Annotated in this window: 15 protein-coding genes and 1 pseudogene; all 16 read left to right on the top strand. The window is 49.0% G+C overall.

What is annotated here, in order from left to right; all coding sequences use genetic code 11:
• Positions 1-23 precede the first annotated feature (23 nt).
• The 16 genes and pseudogenes from ACYQ5K_RS08090 (at position 24) to ACYQ5K_RS08165 (ending at position 19,752) form a co-directional block, all read left to right on the top strand.
• Entirely contained in the window at positions 24-1,931 is a 1,908-nt protein-coding gene (locus tag ACYQ5K_RS08090) for an AAA family ATPase (protein ID WP_023843669.1), read from the top strand.
• 264 nt (positions 1,932-2,195) lie between these two features.
• The gene (locus ACYQ5K_RS08095; protein WP_015543458.1) at positions 2,196-2,312 is read left to right on the top strand and encodes a putative holin-like toxin; all 117 of its coding nucleotides are present in this window, start codon (positions 2,196-2,198) and stop codon (positions 2,310-2,312) included.
• 303 nt (positions 2,313-2,615) lie between these two features.
• On the top strand, positions 2,616-2,798 hold the full coding sequence (locus ACYQ5K_RS08100) for a hypothetical protein (protein WP_015521925.1): 183 nt from the start codon (positions 2,616-2,618) through the stop codon (positions 2,796-2,798).
• 26 nt (positions 2,799-2,824) lie between these two features.
• Positions 2,825-4,522: a recombinase family protein gene (locus ACYQ5K_RS08105; RefSeq protein ID WP_015521926.1), complete on the top strand. Its 1,698-nt coding sequence runs from the start codon at positions 2,825-2,827 to the stop codon at positions 4,520-4,522.
• Positions 4,523-4,597: 75 nt separating this feature from the next.
• A pseudogene (locus tag ACYQ5K_RS08110) lies at positions 4,598-4,678 on the top strand (Maff2 family mobile element protein); the annotation flags it as partial.
• Positions 4,679-4,688: 10 nt separating this feature from the next.
• On the top strand, positions 4,689-5,552 hold the full coding sequence (locus ACYQ5K_RS08115; RefSeq protein WP_005361084.1) for a VirB6/TrbL-like conjugal transfer protein, CD1112 family: 864 nt from the start codon (positions 4,689-4,691) through the stop codon (positions 5,550-5,552).
• Between the two features lie 38 nt (positions 5,553-5,590).
• Positions 5,591-6,043 carry a septation protein SpoVG family protein gene (locus ACYQ5K_RS08120; protein ID WP_459777444.1) on the top strand — a complete coding sequence of 151 codons (453 nt, stop codon included), beginning with the start codon at positions 5,591-5,593 and terminating at the stop codon, positions 6,041-6,043.
• Positions 6,043-6,600, top strand: a complete 558-nt coding sequence (locus ACYQ5K_RS08125; protein WP_029731790.1) for an MT-A70 family methyltransferase — start codon at positions 6,043-6,045, stop codon at positions 6,598-6,600. Before ACYQ5K_RS08120 ends, ACYQ5K_RS08125 begins: the two co-directional genes overlap by 1 nt.
• Positions 6,601-6,602: 2 nt before the next feature.
• Positions 6,603-7,343 (top strand): hypothetical protein, encoded by a 741-nt coding sequence (locus tag ACYQ5K_RS08130; RefSeq protein ID WP_270525655.1) that lies wholly within the window; start codon positions 6,603-6,605, stop codon positions 7,341-7,343.
• A 36-nt stretch (positions 7,344-7,379) separates the two neighbouring features.
• Positions 7,380-7,787 carry a PrgI family protein gene (locus ACYQ5K_RS08135; protein ID WP_151190114.1) on the top strand — a complete coding sequence of 136 codons (408 nt, stop codon included), beginning with the start codon at positions 7,380-7,382 and terminating at the stop codon, positions 7,785-7,787.
• Entirely contained in the window at positions 7,753-10,188 is a 2,436-nt protein-coding gene (locus ACYQ5K_RS08140; RefSeq protein WP_416352400.1) for a VirB4-like conjugal transfer ATPase, CD1110 family, read from the top strand. Before ACYQ5K_RS08135 ends, ACYQ5K_RS08140 begins: the two co-directional genes overlap by 35 nt.
• A gap of 33 nt (positions 10,189-10,221) precedes the next feature.
• Positions 10,222-12,900, top strand: coding sequence for a CD1108 family mobile element protein (locus tag ACYQ5K_RS08145; protein WP_459777445.1), 2,679 nt, complete (start codon positions 10,222-10,224; stop codon positions 12,898-12,900).
• A gap of 18 nt (positions 12,901-12,918) precedes the next feature.
• The gene (locus tag ACYQ5K_RS08150) at positions 12,919-13,164 is read left to right on the top strand and encodes a DUF4315 family protein (protein ID WP_025577937.1); all 246 of its coding nucleotides are present in this window, start codon (positions 12,919-12,921) and stop codon (positions 13,162-13,164) included.
• The gene (locus tag ACYQ5K_RS08155; protein ID WP_117468867.1) at positions 13,154-14,266 is read left to right on the top strand and encodes a DUF4366 domain-containing protein; all 1,113 of its coding nucleotides are present in this window, start codon (positions 13,154-13,156) and stop codon (positions 14,264-14,266) included. Before ACYQ5K_RS08150 ends, ACYQ5K_RS08155 begins: the two co-directional genes overlap by 11 nt.
• A gap of 39 nt (positions 14,267-14,305) precedes the next feature.
• A complete protein-coding gene (gene srtB, locus ACYQ5K_RS08160; RefSeq protein WP_459777446.1) occupies positions 14,306-19,207 on the top strand; it encodes a class B sortase in 4,902 nt (1,633 codons plus the stop codon).
• A gap of 62 nt (positions 19,208-19,269) precedes the next feature.
• On the top strand, positions 19,270-19,752 hold the full coding sequence (locus ACYQ5K_RS08165) for a hypothetical protein (RefSeq protein WP_015542949.1): 483 nt from the start codon (positions 19,270-19,272) through the stop codon (positions 19,750-19,752).
• Positions 19,753-19,866: the final 114 nt, after the last annotated feature.

Consider the following 19,866-nt stretch of genomic DNA (forward strand, 5'->3'; position numbering starts at 1 on the left):
ACAGACGGGAAAGGATGAGCAAAATGCAGTATACAGAAGAACAAATTATAAGAGCAAATCAGACAGATCTTGTTTCTTTTCTGAGCGCACAGGGAGAACAACTAGGGAAAAGCGGAAAGGAATACCGTTGGAAAAAGCATGACAGTGTAACGGTATCCGGAAACCGGTGGTACAGGCACAGTCAGGGGAGGGGTGGCTATCCGGTGGATTTTGTGATGGAATTTTACAATGCCACATTTCCGGAAGCTGTCAAGATGCTAACCGGGGAGGAAGGCGAAGGCAGGAACAGTACCTGCCCCGCCCCGTCCCCTGACTTCCGATTACCAGAGAAAGAGGAAAATAATGATAGAATCATCAGATATCTGACAGAAAACAGAGGGATTGAAAAGAATATGGTGGAGGAATGGATCGGCAGTGGGGATATTTATGAAGAAAAGAAGCACCATAATGTGGTGTTTGTTGGCAGAGATGCAGACGGTATTCCAAGATATGCCCATTGCAGGGGAACTGGTGAAACAAAATACCGGGGAGATGTGGCTGAATCTGATAAATCTTACGGATTCTGTCACAGAGGGACGGATAATCAGTTGTTTGTGTTTGAAGCAGCCATTGATCTGCTTTCTTTTATCCAATTATTTCCCAAAGACTGGAAAAAGCGGAGCTACCTGAGTCTGGGTGGCATTTCCAGTGCGGCACTGATGGCTTTTCTTTCTGAACGCCCTCAGATTACTTCGGTTTTCCTGTGCCTGGATAATGACCATGCAGGGAATGAAGCCAGTGAGAAATTGGCAATAGAAATCCCGGACGGATACAGTGTCATCCGTCTGAAACCGTCCCGAAAGGACTGGAATGAAATCCTCTGTGATAAAAATGCAGACAGGAAGAAATCAATCATTGAAACAGTTACAATGAAAGTACCGGAGAAGGAAGAACTGGTGCCGATGTTGTGTTATGAAGACATTGAACAGACCAGTGTAGAATGGCTGTGGTTTCCCTATCTGCCATTTGGAAAACTGACGATTATTCAGGGCAATCCAGGAGAGGGAAAAACTTATTTTGCCATGATGCTGACCGCAGCCTGCACGAACCGTAAGACTTTCCCGAACATGGAAGAGATTGAACCTTTTAATGTGATCTATCAGACTGCAGAAGACGGTATGGGAGATACGATTAAGCCGAGGCTGGTGGAAGCAGGAGCAGACCTGAGTCGGGTGATGGTCATTGATGATACAGAGGAAGCATTGACGTTATCCGATGACCGTATTGAAAAAGCAATCCGTCAGAATCAGGTCAGACTTTTAATCATTGATCCGGTACAGGCTTTTATCGGTGCCGATGTGGATATGAACCGGGCAAATGAAGTCCGTCCGGTATTCCGGAAACTGGGAATGATCGCTGAAAAGACCGGTTGTGCGATTGTGCTGATCGGACATCTGAATAAATCTTCAGGGACACAGAGTACTTACCGGGGACTTGGTTCTATTGATATCATGGCGGCGGTGAGAAGCCTGCTTTTTATCGGGAAAGTAAAGAAAGACCCGACAACAAGAGTACTGATCCATGAGAAAAGTTCTCTTGCACCTCCAGGTGAGACGATGGCATTTAAACTTGGAGATGAAGAAGGATTCCGCTGGGTGGGAGCTTATGAGATTTCCGCAGATGATCTTCTGGACGGAAAGGAAGGAAAGCCGACAGAAACAAAACTGCAACGGGGAACGAAACTGATCTATGAACTGCTTGCAGACGGAAATGCAGTCACAATCCGGGAACTGGATGAAAAGGCAAAAGCACAGGGAATCTCCCAGAGAACCATGCGAGAAGCCAGAAGCCGGATGAAAGAAGAACTGGATTATCGGATGAATGAAAAGCAGGAAAATACCATTCGATTAAAAAAACAAGGGAGAATGGGTGACGGCAGAATTTTGGAGTGAACGGCAGGCTTTATAGATACCCTATCTGCCGTCTGCCGTCTGCCGGTGCAAGGCAATCAAACGGAAATAGCAGGTATCCATACAGAATAAGGATTGCTGTGAATCTGGAACAAAAATGAATTGTAATATGGCGAATATAATGGTATGATTATCCGGTAACAGCAATGTTACGGGGAAGCACCTGTGACAGGGTGTGGCTGCCTCCTGATATTTACAGACCGGAGCCTTTCGGGGTTCTGAGATGAAAGAAAGGAGGTGCGTGATATGACAGCTTATGAGATTATCTCAATATTCTTAGGCGTACTCAGTTTACTGATCGCTTTTGGTAGCCTGTTAATTGCGATTATTGCCTTTCTTGATCGGAAGAACAAGAGGAAATAAAAATGCCTATCCTGTCTGCCAACAGGATAGGCGGTGGTCGTAAGACCATTTAGTCAACTCAGGCGGCATCCACTTTGGAGTGGGTGCTTTTCCTATAACAAATGTACCACACATTCCTCTTGTTTTCAATGGGAAAATTAAAATATGCAGTTCATCTGACAGGGATTTATCCCTGTCTTTATTATATCCCCAATTTCTGAAATGTTAATACAAAAATTTTAATATATGTAACCAACAGTCTGGGCAGTTAATCTGTAAAAATGGATTAGCTGCTCTTTTTTTGCAAAAAATGGAGGTTTTACAATGGCAGTGAAGAAGAAAATTATCAACATCAGAGTATATTTTGACGGTGATCAGGACGCAAAAGAAGTGTTTGCAGAGGTGATCGCACAGAAAATACGTGACACGAAAACAAAAGATAAACTTGCAATAATGAAAGATAAGCAGTATAATGATTATGAGTTCAGTAATCTGAAATCTGCGTAGGATGTGCAAAGTAACGGAGGTATCAGATGAACAACAGATATATGAGTAACAATATAGAAAGAAATGCAACCTGGAGAGTTGGTGTATACTGCCGACTTTCCAAAGATGACGAATTGACCGGAGAGAGTGCCAGCATCTCCAACCAGAGAGACATACTGGTGAATTACTGTCAGTCACAGGGCTGGCAGGTGGTGGATGTGTTTCAGGACGATGGTTATACAGGATTGAACACAGACCGACCTGATTTGCAGAGACTTCTCAAAGCCTGTGAAAAAGGACTGGTGAATCTTGTAATTACCAAAGACCAGAGCCGACTGGGACGAAACCATGTACAGACAGGATTTCTGATGGAGGAGTTTTTCCCAAAGCATGGAGTAAGGTATATCGCATTATATGATAATGTGGATACCTTTGCCGGAGACAATGAGATTGCCCCATTTAAGAACGTGCTGAACGAGATGTATTCCAGAGATATTTCCAAGAAAGTCCATGCGTCCTATCACCTGCAGGCAACCAAGGGAAAGTTTACAGGTGTTGTTCCACCACTGGGATATCAGAAAGACCCGGAGGAAAAGGGACATCTCCTGATTGACGACGAGACAGCACCGATTGTCCGGAAAATTTTCCAGTGGGCGGTGGACGGTCATGGGATTAACTTTATATCCAGAGAACTGGAACGCCAGCAGATTCCCTGCCCGTCATGGTGGCACCGGAAACGGGGACTCCGCACCTATTACACAAAATGGGAAAAGAAAGACCCGGAAAATGGGAAATATGTATGGGATGAATCCTATCTGAAATCCCTGCTGATGAATCCCGTTTACTGTGGTGACATGGCTTCCCAGAAAAGGTACTACCGTTTCAAGATTGGCAATCAGGGAGATAAAGCTCCGGAGGACTGGATCACAGTCAGGGATACCCACGAAGCAATCATTCCGCAGGATGTATTTGATCTGGTACAGGCAAAGATGAAAGGCAGGAAACGCCAGACAGAACAGGGAGAATACAGCATGTTTGCCGGATTACTCCGCTGTGCAGAGTGTGGCGGTGCGTTGACGTTGAAGAAGACGCACACCAAAGACCAGCATGAAGTTTATACCTGTTCCACTTATATCCATAAGGGGAAAGCACATTGTACCCAGCACCGGGTGGACGCTGATGACCTGTATGATGCAGTCCTTACCAGAATCCAGGAATGTGCAAAAGCAGTTACCGGAGACGGAACAGAACTGGAAAACCGGGTAAAGGAGTTATGCGAGGAAGATACACAGGGACACAGGGAAAGTCTGGAGAAGCTGGTATCAAAGCAGAAAGACCGCCTGGAAACGTTAGACCGGCTGATTGCAAAACTGTATGATGACCTTATCAATGACAAGATTACAGAATCTGTTTTTGATAAGATGCTGGAGAAGACACAGAAGGAGCAGACAGATATCAAAAAGGAACTTTTCCAGAATGAGAGTGTGCTGAATACGGAAGAAAAACTGGATGCACAGTCCCAGCAGTGGATTGACGATATTAGCGAGTATGCGGACATCAAAGAACTGGATGCCAATCTTCTGAACCGGCTGATCAGTAAAATCGTTATCTCAGAACCGCAGGAGAAAGACGGAACAGAAAATTACTGCCGTACTCCTGAAACGGTCACAATGGAAATTCATTTCAACTTAAAACCAATACCGGAGCTTGGAACCATCGAAAGAGGTTCCGGCTCCCATAAATAAGAAAAATCTATCAAAATTTAATCTATTTTAATCTTTTCAAGGCTCATTTCGAGCAAATATTTTCTCATAAAAGACATAAAACAGCTTATGGCAGGCGGAGGTATCGCTCTGGTTGGTGCAACGCTGATCCCGCTGCTTTCCGGCCTGTTCGGTTAAGGGCTGACTTATGGGCAGTCTGTTTGAATGGATAACAGACTGGATTAAAGAGGGCCTGATCGATGCGATCACCGGACAGTACACCAGTATTTTCAACTCCGTCAACAATCAGGTTGCGGATGTGGCAAATCAGGTAGGACAGACCCCGCAGGGCTGGAATGGCGGCGTGTTTTCCATGATTCAGAATCTTTCAGAAACCGTCGTCATTCCCATTGCGGGCATGATCCTGACCTTTGTTCTGGTGTATGAACTGATCCAGATGATTCTCGAAAAGAACAACATGCACGAATTCGATACATTCAACATCTTCAAGTGGATTTTCAAGACTTTTGTTGCCACTTACCTGCTCACCAACTGTTTTACGATTGTGATGGCGGTCTTTGATGTGGCCCAAAATGTGGTGTCGCAAAGTGCCGGTGTCATAAACGGGAACCTGGATGTGCAGGCGGCGTTGTCTGATCTGGAAACCCAGCTTGAAGCAATGGGAATGTGGGAACTGATTGGACTGTGGCTGGAAACCAACATCATCAATCTGTGTATGTGGGTACTGTCCATCGTGATCTTTGTCATTGTATATGGCCGTATGATCGAGATTTATTTAACCGTGAGCCTTGCACCGATCCCGTTTTCCACAATGGCAAACCGGGAATGGGGACAAATGGGAACCGGGTATCTGCGTTCCCTTTTTGCCCTGGGCTTTCAGGGGTTTTTGATCCTGATCTGTGTTGCCATTTATGCAGTGCTGGTCCAGTCTATCCCATCGTCCGGCGACGTGCACGGCGCGATCTGGGGAACGGCGGGTTATACGGTACTGCTGGCTTTTGCCCTGTTTAAGACAGGTTCGTTATCCAAATCCATATTTAATGCAAGATAGCATGAACAAAACCAATTCTAAAAAGGAGGATTTTATATATGAGTAAAACCAATACAGAAAAAATGGCGCCGGAAACACAGACGCCGGAAATGGCAAACGGCATGAAGCTGGATGTCCGCGTGCGTCCGATTGCTCCAATGGGAAACCTGCTGGCGTTTGCCAATGTTACGATTGGCGGATGCTTTAAGATTGACGGTTTCCGTATCTGTTCCAGTGAAAAGGGGCTGTATGTCAATATGCCCGCAACCCAGGATAAGGGCGGCAACTGGAAAGATGTCTGCTGGCCGGTTACGGCAGAGTTCCGCAAGCAGCTCAACGATGCTCTCATTGATGGGTACGGCCAGGCTATTGAAAATTTGCAGGCGACTCTTGAAGCGACAAAGGGAGCTGCGGAAAAACCTTCCCTGACCGGTACATTGAAGGAAAATGCCGGTAAGGTCAAAGAACAGCCGGCCAAATCTGCCCCATCTAAGAATGAGCAGGTTCGCTAATGCCGGAAACGAAACAGTACGGCATTATCTATGCCGATCCGCCCTGGCGTTATGACAGAAAACATGGAAGCGGCGTTGCGGAAAACCATTACCCCACGATGAGCATTGAAGAAATCTGTGCCCTGCCGGTATCGGAACTTGCCGCAAAAGACAGCGCCCTCTTTCTGTGGGCAACCTTTCCGCAGCTTAATGAAGCCTTCCGGGTGATCGATGCCTGGGGGTTCAAATATAAAACGCTGGCTTTTCTATGGCTCAAACAGAACCGGAAAGCGGATAGCTGGTTTTATGGTATGGGCTTTTGGACCCGCTCAAACGCGGAGGTCTGCCTACTGGCAACCAGAGGCCGACCGAAACGCCAGTGTGCGGGAATCCATCAGTTTGTGATCTCCCATATTGAGCAGCACAGCAAGAAACCGGACGAGGTGCGGGATAAGATCGTAAAACTCATGGGCGATCAGCCCAGAGTGGAACTGTTTGCAAGACAAAAGACACCCGGCTGGGATGTATGGGGCAATGAAGTGAACTGTACGCTGACTATGCCGGAGCGAAAGGGGTGATTTTGATAGAACAAGATGCAAAGCGGCTGCTTATGGAACGGCTGGACGAGTGTTTGAAGGTTCATGCGGATATGCTGGATGCACAGAACATCGGCAGTATTTACGAGTTACAGGGACTTTCGGAACTCCACTATTATCTGAAGGTTGAGCATGTATTTACTCCGGCGGAAGTAGAGGCGCTTCTTTCTTTTCAGGACCCGTTGGATGTAGCCCGATGGTGTTGGGAAGAAAATAACCATGAACACAGTTTCCCGATCTGCGATCTTCTCAAAGAAATTGATGCAGCGCAAAAATTTGAACATTTCACAAGCGAACCTTCCGCACAGGACAAATATACGCTCCTGATGAAACGGCTGGGACAGAATTACTTTGCTTACAGGGAAAGCCTTATGTCAAGAGATAAGGAATCCTTAATTGAAAAAGCTGCTGAAATTACAGCCATGCAGGAGGCGTATTCCTATCTGACAACAAAGTTTGAGTTCGGGGATGAAATGCTGGATGATGTGCTGGCGCTTGAGAATCCTTTGAAATACTTTGCAGACCGTTGGCTTATGCCGGTTTCAGATGTGTTCGACGTGGATATGGATATTCGGGAAAATATTGCCGGAATCCGAGACAGCCAGGAATACCTGTGTCAGAGAGAGCCGGCTGTTTCTGTCCTGGCACGGCTGCAAAATGCGGCTCAGGAAGTGCGGGAATGTCCGGCTGTGGAGAAACCGGTACGCGATTTCGGTGCACGGTAATGGGCCGGAAATTATATTACGATGGGAGGTGTATAGATGCCTTATGTACCTGTACCAAAGGATTTAACCAAAGTTAAGACCAAGCTGGCCTTCAATCTGACGAAGCGCCAGCTTATTTGTTTCAGCCTTGCCGGGCTTGTCGGCCTTCCGGTGTATTTCTTTACCCGCGGGGCGATCGGCAATTCGGCGGCTGTACTTTTGATGATCGGGCTGATGATGCCCTTTTTCTTCTTCGCCATGTATGAGCGTGACGGGCAGCCGGCAGAAAAGATCTTGAAGAACCGGCTCCGTTATAAGCTCTGGCCGAAGGACCGTCCATACAGGACGGATAACCTGTATAAATCTATGTCAAAGAAGGAGGTTACAAAGATTGCCAAAAAACAAGCAGCAGGAAGCTCAGGAAAAACGTCTGCAAAAAAACATCAGGCAGGCCAAAAAGACTAGAGCCGATGCAAAGCAGGGCAAAACTAAGTCTGCCCGTTCCAAGCCGTCTAAAAAAGGCGGTTTTTTTGCCGGGCTGAAAGCAGATGCCCCGCAGACGGTCCAGCAGAGCATTCCCTACCGTGAAATGTACCGGGATGGGATCTGCCGGCTGACCGATACCCTTTACACCAAAACGGTGCAATTTTTTGATATTAACTATCAGCTTGCACAGGCAGATGATAAAGCACAGATCTTCGAGGGTTACTGCGATTTCTTAAATTACTTCGACGCCTCGATCCATGTGCAGCTTACCTTTATCAACCAGCGGGCCAATATGCAGGATTTTACCAGAAGCATTGACATCCCTCCCCGCGGCGACGAGTATGACGGAATCCGCAAGGAATACGGGGATATGTTAAAAAACCAGTTGCAGAAAGGAAATAACGGTCTCACCAAACGCAAATACATTACCTTTGGGATCGAGGCAGATGACCTGCGTACTGCGAAAATGCGTCTGGAACGCATTGAAACGGATGTACTGGCAAATTTCAAAACCCTTGGAGTCCAGGCAAGATCCTTAAACGGACTGGAACGTCTGGAACTTCTTCACAGCCAGCTTCACCCGGACGGTCAGGAAAAATTTCATTTCCAGTGGTCGGATCTGCCTAAGACCGGTCTTTCTACCAAAGACTTCATTTCCCCATCCGGGCTGTCTTTTTCAAAGGATGGAAAGACATTCCGGGTAGGCGACCATTCCGGTGCTGTCTCCTTTTTGCAGATTTTGGCGCCGGAGCTTACCGACCGGCTTTTAGCGGATCTTCTTGACTTAAACGACGCCGTGACCGTCAACCTGCATATCCAGTCTATCGACCAGGCACAGGCAATCCGAAACATCAAACGCAAAATGTCGGACCTGCAGAAAATGACCATTGAGGAACAAAAGAAAGCGGTCCGATCCGGGTATGATATGGACATCATTCCCACCGACCTTGCCACCTATGGAGAGGAAGCCAAAAATCTTTTGCAGGATTTGCAGAGCCGCAATGAGCGCATGTTCCTTGTGACGGTACTGGTGGAAAATATCGCAGCCAAACGCCAAAAGCTGTTCAATGATATTTTTGCCGCTTCGGGTGTGGCACAGAAATACAACTGTGCCTTAAAACGGCTGGATTACCAGCAGGAACAGGGGCTTATGTCCTCGCTTGCTCTTGGTACGAACCAGATTGAAATTGAGCGCGGGCTTACGACCAGCAGCACAGCGATTTTTGTACCGTTTACGACCTGTGAACTGTTCCAGGAGGGCGAGGCGTTGTATTACGGCCTGAACGCCCTTTCCAATAACCTGATCATGGCGAACAGAAAAACGCTGAAAAACCCCAATGGGCTGTTTCTCGGTACCCCAGGAAGCGGTAAATCTTTCTCTGCCAAACGTGAGATCGTCAATGTGTTCCTTCTGACGGAGGACGACATCATTATCGCTGACCCGGAAAATGAGTATGGGCCGCTGGTACAGCAGTTCGGTTCCCAGGGGCAGGTCATTGATATTTCCCCTACTTCCACGAACTACATCAACCCGATGGACATCAATCTGGACTATTCCGATGATGAAAACCCGATCACTTTGAAAAGTGATTTTATCCTGTCGCTGTGTGACCTTATCATCGGCGGCAAAGAAGGGCTTTCCCCCATTGAAAGGACGATCATCGACCGTTGTACCAGACTGGTGTACCGGGAATACCTGCAGGACCCGTGCCCGGAAAATATGCCGATCTTAGGCGATCTTTACGAGCTGCTTTTGAAACAGTCTGAACCGGAGGCACAGAATATCGCAACTGCGCTGGAAATCTATGTCAATGGTTCCCTTAACGTGTTCAACCACCGTTCCAATATCCAGATGGATCAACACCGGGTACTGTGTTTCCAGCTTAAATCACTGGGAAAAGCCTTAAAGGAAATCGGGCTTTTGATCATGCAGGATGCGGTGTGGAATCGTGTCACGGCTAACCGTTCCAAACATAAAACAACCTGGTTCTATATCGACGAATTCCACCTTCTTTTGAAAGGGCAGACAGGAAGTTTCAGCGTGGAGATCTGGAAACGCTTCCGTAAATGGGGCGGAATCCCATCAGGTTTAACACAGAATGTCAAGGACCTTCTGGCTTCCCGTGAGATCGAGAACATTTTTGAGAACTCGGACTTTATCTATATGCTCAACCAGGCCCAGGGAGACCGTCAGATTTTGGCAAAGCAGTTGGGGATCTCCCCGCACCAGCTTTCCTATGTGACCCATTCTGGTCCCGGCGAGGGGCTTTTGTTCTTTGGAAATGTGATCATCCCCTTTGTGGACCACTTCCCGAAGGACACACTGTTGTACAGCGTGCTTACCACAAGACCGGATGAAGTGGCGGGGACCAAAGCGTGAGACAAAAATTAAAATGGATCGGAGGTGAGAACAATGGCACACGACAGGGAATTTCAAAGGAAGCGCAAAGATACCCGGATGCCGGTGCGTGATTCCCACGGGGAGGATCAGCCGGCAGTCAGGCAGACCGAACAGGATTTTGACCTGCGCAGGGCACGGGACACCCCTTCTTCTGTCACCGGCAAAACACACAGGCAGGACATCCCTGTACAGACGGAATTTTCCCATCTGTCACCGGAAACACCGGAGTCCTTGCTGGAGCATGGCGAAGTGTATGCAACCTCTTTGGATGGCTTTTCAGATCGCTTTGAGATACCGGATGCTGCCGGAACAGAGTCCCCGATACAGGACAACGGACGAAGTAATTTCCGGCAGGAGGCTTCCAGGCGTTCTTTTGTAACAGAGGATGTGACAGACCATGATACCGGAAAATATGCTCCTTCTTCCGAAGGCTCAGCCACACCGGACAGCACAGACAGATCCGGTCAGGAACACCGTTACCGGACACATCAGCATGGGAACAAATATCAGCAGCGTTTTCAGGAAGCGGCACAGGCGGAGGAACAGGCAGCGCAGAAGGAAAAGTGTGTGGATAGCGAACCGCCAAAAACATCCAAGCTGGAATTTACTGCGGATGAACTACCGCCGGAGACAGAGGATAAAAAGCTCACCCATGCAAGGCGGAAGGCCGAATGTACTGCACAAAAAGCAGAGCAGGCACAAAACCGACTGCCGGCCCGGAAGAAACTGCGCATGGAGACGGTTTCCGACCCGGAGACCGGAAAAGCCAAAAAACACTTAAAATTTGAAAAGGAGGTTAAATCCCAAAAGGCCCATGTAAAAGGACCTGTACCCCTGCGTCCGGTCAAGGCGGGCGCCAATACTGCCATTGGTTACGCCCATAAAAAGATTTATGAGGCAGAGGATGAAAATGTGGGGATCAAAGCAGCCCACCGCTCTGAACTTGTGGGCGAGGCAGGGCTTCGCACGGCATATCACCGGCATAAAACCGCTCCCTACCGAAAGGCAGCAAAATTACAGCAAAAATCAGCAAAGGCGAACGCAAGACTTGCCTACCGGCAGGCTCTTAACGAACACCCGGATCTGAAGAAACATGTGCTTGCCCGGATGTGGCAGAAACAAAAACTGAAAAGGCAGTATGCCAAGGCTGCCCGTGAAGCCGGGAAACAGGCAAAAAATGCCGCAGTCGCAACAAAGAGGGTCAGCGTCGGTATTGTCCATGCGGTCAAACGGCACCCTGTAATCAGCCTTGTCCTCCTGCTTCTCCTTTTGGTAATTTTCCTAATCACATCCCTGTTTTCCACGTTCTCCAATATCGGGACCGGCGGTTTGGGAAGTCTGGCTGCTTCTACCTATCTTGCAGATGATCAGGACATCAACCAGGCGGAGCTTACCTATACCGAATGGGAAACGGATCTGCAAATGGAAATAGACCGGGTGGAATCAGACCGCCCCGGCTATGACGAATACCGGTATAACCTGGGCGCAATCGAGCATGACCCGTATGTGCTGATGGGGTATCTGACTTCTGCTTATCAGGGATTTACTTACGATGAAGTGGAAAGCGTGCTGCGGCAGCTTTTCCAGGAACAATATACCCTGTCCTTTTCAGAAGAAACCGAGATCCGTTACCGCACCGAAACTTCCGTTGATCCGGAAACCGGGGAAGAAACCCAGGAGGAAGTGCCTTATGAATGGCGCATCTTAAATGTCAAGCTCACAGTCACACCTCTAGAAAACCTGGTCGTTTCCCGGATGAACGCAGACCAGAAAGAGATCTGCGAGATCCTGCTGCAGACAAAAGGAAACCGCCAGTATGTCAAAAATGTCTTTGGCACCAACTGGCTCCCTTATGTGACCAGTTATTACGGCTACCGGGTACATCCCATCAGTGGGGAAAAGAACTATCACACCGGTGTGGACATCGGGATGCCGGAGGGCACAGAGATCCTTGCCGGGCATGACGGAACGGTCACCCTTGCGGGAAATGCCGGCGGTTATGGCTTGTGTGTCGCTATTGAAGGCGAGGCATACGAAGGACATACCCTGACGACCAAATACGGGCACTGTTCCCAGATCCTTGTTTCTGCCGGGCAGGAGGTCAAAGCCGGGGATGTGATTGCAAAGGTCGGGAATACCGGAAATTCTACCGGGGCCCACCTGCACTTAGAAGTCCTGGTTGACGGCCAGTATTTGAATCCCCTGTATTTTGCCGATACCGGCGATACCAGCGAACGGCACCTGCCGGAAGTTGGTTCAGGCGGCACAGGAAACTACTTCGATTATGACATTCCACCGGAAGCCCTTGCGGATGAACAGTTTGCCGCAATGATGGCCGAGGCGGAAAAATATCTTGGCTATCCGTATGTATGGGGAGGCGCAAGCCCTTCCACTTCCTTTGACTGTTCCGGCTATGTGTCCTGGGTGATCAACAACTGCGGCGTTGGCTGGAATTTCGGAAGGCTGACCGCGGATGGTCTTTTAGGTGTATGTACGCCGGTATCAAGTGCGGATGCAAAACCGGGCGACCTGATCTTCTTCCAGGGGACCTACAACACCAGCGGCGCAAGCCATGTAGGGATCTATGTGGGAAATGGAATGATGATCCACTGTGGAGACCCGATTTCTTATGCAAACATCAATACAAGCTACTGGCAGCAGCATTTTTATACATTTGGGCGTCTGCCTTAACAGATTGGAGGTAATAAATTGAATCCTAAAATTGAAAAACTGGAAAAGGAAATTGAAAAGACCAAAACAAAGATTGCGGAAATGCAGGCAAAGCTCCATAAGCTGGAGGAACAGAAAACAGAGCTGGAAAATACCGATTATGTAGCGGTGGCGCGCAGTTTCAAACTGACGCCCCAGCAGCTTGCGGATTTTTTGAAATCACAGCAGGCAGCCCCTTCGGAAACTGTTTTACCGCAGGAGAAGGAGGATGTGCATGAGGCTTAAAAAACTTTCCCTGCTGCTGGCGCTTACGCTTCTTGTAAGTGTCAGCGCATTACCTGTAACGGCTCATGCCGGCGGTTCCAAAGACACCACACCGCCAACGCTGACTGCTTCCATGGAGGGCGATGCCCTGAAAATAGAAAGCAGTGACGATCTATCCGGCGTGGAGGCGGTCTTTGTTGATGAAAACCGTATCAACTCCCTCACCGACGGGAAAGCGTCGGTCGCACTGAAAGATTATGCCGGAACAGAAAAACAGGTAAGCATATACGCAAAAGATTATGCCGGCAACCGTTCTGATGTGGTAAAGCTGGATAATCCGTATTACAAAGAACCGGCTCCTGAAAAGAAACCTGCTACGACAGCACCCCAGAGTCCGTCCGGTACACAGACAAAACCGCCTAAGGAAGAAAAACCTTCCGGCTCAAACGCTGCAACCCCTTCCGGCGGCGGAAATTCTTCCGGTTCAGATAACAGTACCGGACAGCAGGAAAATACTTCTGCGATCCCGGAAGGTGCATTTACCCCGGAAGGCACCGGAACGGTACAGGACAACATCAGCGGTACGGATGGGGAAAAACAGTTTTACACCATCACTACGGACGCGGGCAATGTCTTTTATCTGGTGATCGACGGGAAACGGGAAGATAACAATGTCTACTTCTTAAACGGCGTCACAGAGTCCGACCTGATGGCACTTGCAGAAAAGAACAATGGCAGCATGAGCATGATCCCCCAGGAAGAAAGCTGTAACTGCACAGAAAAATGTGAGGCAGGAAAGGTTAATACCGGCTGTCCGGTCTGCAAAAATGACTTAAATGGCTGCAAAGGAAAAGAAAAGCCGGCGGAAACTGAAAAACCGGCAGAACCGGAAAAGCCGAAGAAAGAAACCGGCAGCGTCGGCACGATCCTGTTTATCCTTGCTGCCTTACTTGCGGTCGGCGGGATCGGTTACTATGTAAAAATCGTGCGTCCGAAACAGCAGGCCGAGGACGATGCGGAATTTGAGGATGACGGTTATGGCGAAGGCTTTGACCCGGATGAGGCATACGGGGAACCGGAATATCTTTCCGAGGATGATTTTGACGACAAGGACAGCAAATAAGGCTGTCCTTTTAGATTTTATGAAAGTGAGGATTTTTTCATGGAACATATCATAACCAGACGCCGCGGCTTTCGCAAGCTGTTGGCGTTTTTGCTTTGTATGGCAAGCATTTTGGGGCTTCTTCCGGCTCAGGCTTTTGCCATGTCTGTCGGACAGACGGCAAGCTCCTGGCTGGGCGACCAGTATGTGGGCTCTGATGGGAACCACTACCGTGCCCCGGCGCCTTACACCTATCTTGCCTACCATGCAGACGGAACCATCGATGTACACACCAGTTCCGGGGGCAATGCTTACCGGCATTATATGCTGACGGATTCTGACGGGATCAGCCATCAGGTTTACTGTGTGGAGAGCGGGATTCCTTACCATACTTCGGAAAACACCTATGTTTCGGAAAGCGGGACCAACAGCCAATATCTGAACCTGCTTCCTGCCGAGGCAAGGAGGGGGATCACCCTGACTGCAATCTATGGCTGGAAACCCGGTTCGGCGCTCCCTGTTTCCGGGATCAACGAGGACGACTATAAGATGGCGACCCAGATCATCCTTTGGGAATACCAGCAGCAGCTTAGAAGCGATCCGTACAGCCGCCACGGAAACGGCCACGCAGACGCCGACCAGTATTTCAGCGTGATCGCCGGACGACCGGCAGAAAAAGCCTATGACTGGATTCTGGCACAGGTAGCTTCCCATTCCACAGTCCCTTCCTTTACTTCTTCTAAGAAAAGCGAAGCACCGGAACTGGAACTGAAATGGGATGTTGAAAAAAAGGTCTATACCCTGACGGTCACAGATACCAATAACTTGAAGATCGATCTGGAGGCTTTGAAAGGCAGCGGCGTTTCTGTGACAAGAAACGGAAATGAATACACCTTTACCAGCAGGCAGATGATGATGGACCCGGTGCTGTTTGAATTCCGAAAGAATATCCCGGTGGCAAACGACATGCTAATCTGGGGCAGACCCGGCTACCAGACCATGATGACCGGCGCCAGCGATCCGGTTTCCTTCTTTGTAAAATTCAAAACGGAAACTTACGGTACCGCAAAACTTGTCAAGACCAGTGAGGACGGCATTGTTTCCGGTATCACCTTCCATATCTCCGGTACGGACATTTTGGGAAATGAAGTCAATGAGGAAGTTACGACCGGAGAAAACGGCCAGATTGAAAAGAAGCTCCTGCCGGGAACCTATCTGGTAAAAGAACTTCCGGTGGACCGCTATGTGACCCCTTCCGCACAGTACGTGACCATTGAAAGCGGGCAGACTTCTTCGGTACATTTCAGCAATATTCTGAAGAAATTTCGCGTCCATGTGGTAAAGAGTGATGCTGACACCGGAAATGCTCAGGGGGATGCCACGCTTGCAGGGGCGGCCTATGGGATCTTCCGTGATGGCGAACTGATCGACACTTATACTACCGGACCGGATGGCAGCTTTATGACCCGCTATTATGTATGCGGGGATGGTTGGACGATCCGGGAAATCGAACCGAGCACCGGGTATCTTCTGAATGAAACCATTTATGAAGTGGGTGCATCCCCTTCCCTGTATGAAGTGGAACTCAATACCACAGAAAATCAGGTGACGGAAACGGTTATTTACGGAAATATCCAGCTTGTCAAGCACACCGATGACCTGGACCCGGATGTGCCTGAGGGCGAAAATACCGACGATCCCAATGCTGGTATCATCGAACGCCCGGAAGCAGGCGCAGTCTTTGAAGTTTACTTAAAGGCAGCCGGGAGCTATGACGCGGCAAAGGAAAGTGAACGTGACCTTCTTACCACGGATGCGGATGGTTTTGCTTCCAGTAAACCGCTTCCTTATGGACATTATACGGTCCATCAGATCGCAGGCGAGGAAGGCAAAGCCTTTGTCCCGGACTTTACGGTATTCATTTCCTCTGACGGAAAGACTTACAGCTATATCCTGAACAACCGCACCATCACAGCCCGTCTGAAAGTTGAAAAATGTGACGCAGAGACCGGAAAGATTATCCCTGTGACCGGAACCGGTTTTCAGATCAAGGATCTTTCCACCGGGGAATTTATCACCCAGACCGTCTACTATCCGAACCCGGAAACACTGGATACCTTCTATGTTTCTGACGAGGGCTGGCTGATGCTGCCGGAGCCTTTGGCCGCCGGGGATTATGAACTTTATGAGGTGGCTGCCCCTTATGGCTATGTGCTTTCCGATCAGCCGGTACCGTTTACCATTGACGGCAGCGAGGCGGTTGTGACGGTCACTCAGTACAATATGCCGCAGAAAGGCCAGCTTACCATCACAAAGACCGGAGAAGTATTTGCTTCTGTCCAGGAAAACGACGGACTGTACCAACCGGTATATGAGGTTGCCGGACTTCCTGGAGCGGTCTATGATGTGATCGCAGATGAAGATATTTATACCGGTGACGGTACCTTGCGGGCAGAAAAAGATACGGTTGTGGAAACACTTACGACCGGCGAGGACGGCACAGCGAAAAGCGGGTCTCTCTATCTTGGCCGTTATCGTCTGGAGGAACGTCAGGCGCCTTCCGGCTGTGTGTTGAATCCTCAACCGGAATATGTGGAACTGACCTATGCGGGTGAGACCGTAGAGGTTACACAGACAGCGGCCGGTCTTTATGACGAACGCCAGAAAGTGGATGTCACACTTTTCAAGGCAATGGAGACCGATGACCTGTTCGGTCTTGGCATGAACGAGGAATATAAGGATATTTCCTTTGGACTTTATGCTTCCGCAGACCTGACGGCGACAGATGGCAGCGTGATCCCGGCAGATGGACTTCTGGAAGTGGTCTCTGTTTCGTCTGATGAATCCGACGGTTACAGTGCTTCCTTCGCCTCCGACCTGCCTTTTGGCAGCTATTATGTCAAGGAACGCACGACCAACGGCGCCTATATCCTTTCGGATCAGAAATATCCGGTCGTCTTTGAATATGCCGGACAGGAAACTGCCTTGGTACAGATCCTTGTCAATGAAGGCGAGGCTGTTTCCAATGAACTTCTCCGCGGGCGTGTAGACGGTGTAAAAGTTGGGGAAAACCCGGAAGGCGGCGAAGATGTCACGCTAGCCGGTGCACTCATGGGACTGTTTAGACCTGATACAGAAGAATTTACCGAAGAAAATGCACTGCTTACTGCTGTTACCGGAAAAGACGGCAGTTTTTCCTTTGAGAACATTCCTTACGGACACTGGATCGTCAAGGAGATCTCTGCCCCTGACCTTTATACAGTAAGCCCGCAGCAGCACCATGTATATATCGGTGCAGACGGACAGCATATCGAGATCCGTGTGGAAAACACCCTGATCCGCGGCAGTGTGCAGGTAACTAAAACCGAAGCTGTGGAGGAACCGTCCCCTGTGGAAAAGGAGGATAAGAAAGACAAGAATTCTTTCCTGCGTTTCCTGCCCGGTGCGGTGTTCGACCTGTATGCGGATTCCAATGCCAACCAGGAATATGATCCTGACGATCAAAAGATCAGTACGCTGAAAGAAACCGATGCAGGCTATCATACGGCGGAAAACCTTCTGGCTGGCGGCTACTTTATCAAAGAAAGCAAAGCGCCGGAGGGCTATCAGCCTGACCCAAACGCTTACTATTTTTCCATCACAGAAGATGGACAGATCGCAGTTGTGGAAAATGGAGAAGCCGGGCACGGATTTACCAATGAGGCTTACCGCGGCAACTTAAAGATCACAAAGGATTCCAGCGACGGGCGCAAAGATGGTTTTGCCATCGAGGTCAAGAGCACGGACGGCTCCTACTGCGAGACATTCACCACTCCAAAATCCGGTGTAATTGAAGTCAAGGGCCTTCGTGTTGGTATTTATACCGTAACAGAAGTTGCAAACCGGGCAAGCAAGGATTACATCATTCCTGATGCCGCTACGGTGGAGATCAAAGCTGACCAGACATCTACGGTCCAGTTCTTTAATGAAAAACCGGAAAAGCCGGGGAAGCCGGAAAAGCCTTCTGTTCCGTCCAATCCTTCCACCCCTCAAAAGCCGGTACCGCAGACCGGGGATGATCCATATATTTTCCTATATGGCGGACTGTTGGCAGCCGCACTGATCGGCGGCAGCGTATTTGCTGTGTACTATTTCAAAAAGGGAAAATACAGCAGGACTTCCCCAAAAAGAATGGCTGTCGGGGCTTCTGTCCTTTCACTCTGCGCTCTGGTGGCTCTTGGCAGCGGATTTTTGGTGTTCCGTGACCTGAACCAGTATGCCGAGAGTAAAGACGCCTATCGGAATCTTGCCGGATATGTAGGAGTACCGGAGCAGACAGACTCCCCGGAGCAGGCAACCGATCCGACAGAAACAAAACAGGACGATGCCGATATTGTCCTGCCTTCGGTAGACTTTGAAGCGCTCCGTGAAAATGGACCGGACATCATCGGATGGCTTTCCCTTCCTGATACGGTGCTCAATTATCCGGTGACGCAGACTGACAACAACGAGTATTACCTGAACCATCTTTATGACGGGACCTATAACAAGGTTGGCTGCCTGTTTGCCGATTATGAAAACCGGGCAGATTTTTCAGACCGCAATACGATCATTTACGGTCATAATATGCGGGATGGTTCCATGTTTGCTCTGCTGAACCGGTACGATGAACAAAGTTACTTTGATACCCACAGGCAGATGTATCTCGTTACTCCGAAGGGTGGTTATGTCATGGAGATCTTTGCGGCGTTTGCAGCAAAGCCGGAAGAATCCGGCAGTGAAACTTCTCCCTGGCAGCTTTCCTGGAAGGATGACGGTGCTTATACTACCTGGCTTACAGCTATGAAGGAACGTTCCGCGGTGGAAAGTGATGTGACTGTGACCTGCAGTGATAAGGTACTGACCCTTTCTACCTGTACGCCGGGCGGCACAGGACGCTTCCTTGTCATGGGAAAACTCGTGAAAGTAGATAACGAAATATAGATTTTAGACGGTGCGGGGGCAAAAGCTCCCGCACCTGCTGTTTACAAGGAGGATTTTATTTTATGGTAAATACCATGATTTCCATTCCCGGCTACGTCCATCTTTACCGCTCGCTTTTGCGGTTTTATGACATGCCGGAAAATGAAGTCCGGGAAATGCTCTATCTTCTGAATACGGCAAACCTGGACTGCTATGAGTATTATCACCCGGACCGCAGTGTGATCCAGAGCGGACCGGTCGCTTTTTGCGGATGGCTGGAAACGAAAGACTGCCGCCCTTACCGCACAGAGGTACAGCTTTACAAATCGCTGCTGTTTTTGAAGCGCAGCATTGACCGTGACCTGATCGTATCAGCTCAGAGGGAGGCTCTGCAAACCCTGCGCTGCATTATCTCCAATCTGGAATACCGCTTTTATAAAGCCTATGGCATGGAGATCGAGGACAAACGCACGGTCTATGGGGAATGTACCTACCGTCTGGTTCCCAGGGAGGATGAACCCAGCGTGTGCCTGATGCACGACTGGATCTACCTGCCAACTGCCTGATGTCACGAATAATATATAAAATATGTGACATATATGAAAACTGTACTGCCTTGCAAAATTTTTGATTTTTGATGTATACATCAGATTTTTAATGGGAACACTCAAAATAAGAGG

It is taken from the genome of Allocoprococcus similis, assembly GCF_054660775.1.

What these genes read in the sequence shown, in the direction of transcription:
- ACYQ5K_RS08090 (WP_023843669.1), top strand. Translation starts at nt 24, where the DNA reads ATGCAGTATACAGAAGAACAAATTATAAGAGCAAATCAGACAGATCTT.
- ACYQ5K_RS08095 (WP_015543458.1), top strand. Translation starts at nt 2,196, where the DNA reads ATGACAGCTTATGAGATTATCTCAATATTCTTAGGCGTACTCAGTTTA.
- ACYQ5K_RS08100 (WP_015521925.1), top strand. Translation starts at nt 2,616, where the DNA reads ATGGCAGTGAAGAAGAAAATTATCAACATCAGAGTATATTTTGACGGT.
- ACYQ5K_RS08105 (WP_015521926.1), top strand. Translation starts at nt 2,825, where the DNA reads ATGAACAACAGATATATGAGTAACAATATAGAAAGAAATGCAACCTGG.
- ACYQ5K_RS08115 (WP_005361084.1), top strand. Translation starts at nt 4,689, where the DNA reads ATGGGCAGTCTGTTTGAATGGATAACAGACTGGATTAAAGAGGGCCTG.
- ACYQ5K_RS08120 (WP_459777444.1), top strand. Translation starts at nt 5,591, where the DNA reads ATGAGTAAAACCAATACAGAAAAAATGGCGCCGGAAACACAGACGCCG.
- ACYQ5K_RS08125 (WP_029731790.1), top strand. Translation starts at nt 6,043, where the DNA reads ATGCCGGAAACGAAACAGTACGGCATTATCTATGCCGATCCGCCCTGG.
- ACYQ5K_RS08135 (WP_151190114.1), top strand. Translation starts at nt 7,380, where the DNA reads ATGCCTTATGTACCTGTACCAAAGGATTTAACCAAAGTTAAGACCAAG.
- ACYQ5K_RS08145 (WP_459777445.1), top strand. Translation starts at nt 10,222, where the DNA reads ATGGCACACGACAGGGAATTTCAAAGGAAGCGCAAAGATACCCGGATG.
- ACYQ5K_RS08155 (WP_117468867.1), top strand. Translation starts at nt 13,154, where the DNA reads ATGAGGCTTAAAAAACTTTCCCTGCTGCTGGCGCTTACGCTTCTTGTA.
- srtB (WP_459777446.1), top strand. Translation starts at nt 14,306, where the DNA reads ATGGAACATATCATAACCAGACGCCGCGGCTTTCGCAAGCTGTTGGCG.
- ACYQ5K_RS08165 (WP_015542949.1), top strand. Translation starts at nt 19,270, where the DNA reads ATGGTAAATACCATGATTTCCATTCCCGGCTACGTCCATCTTTACCGC.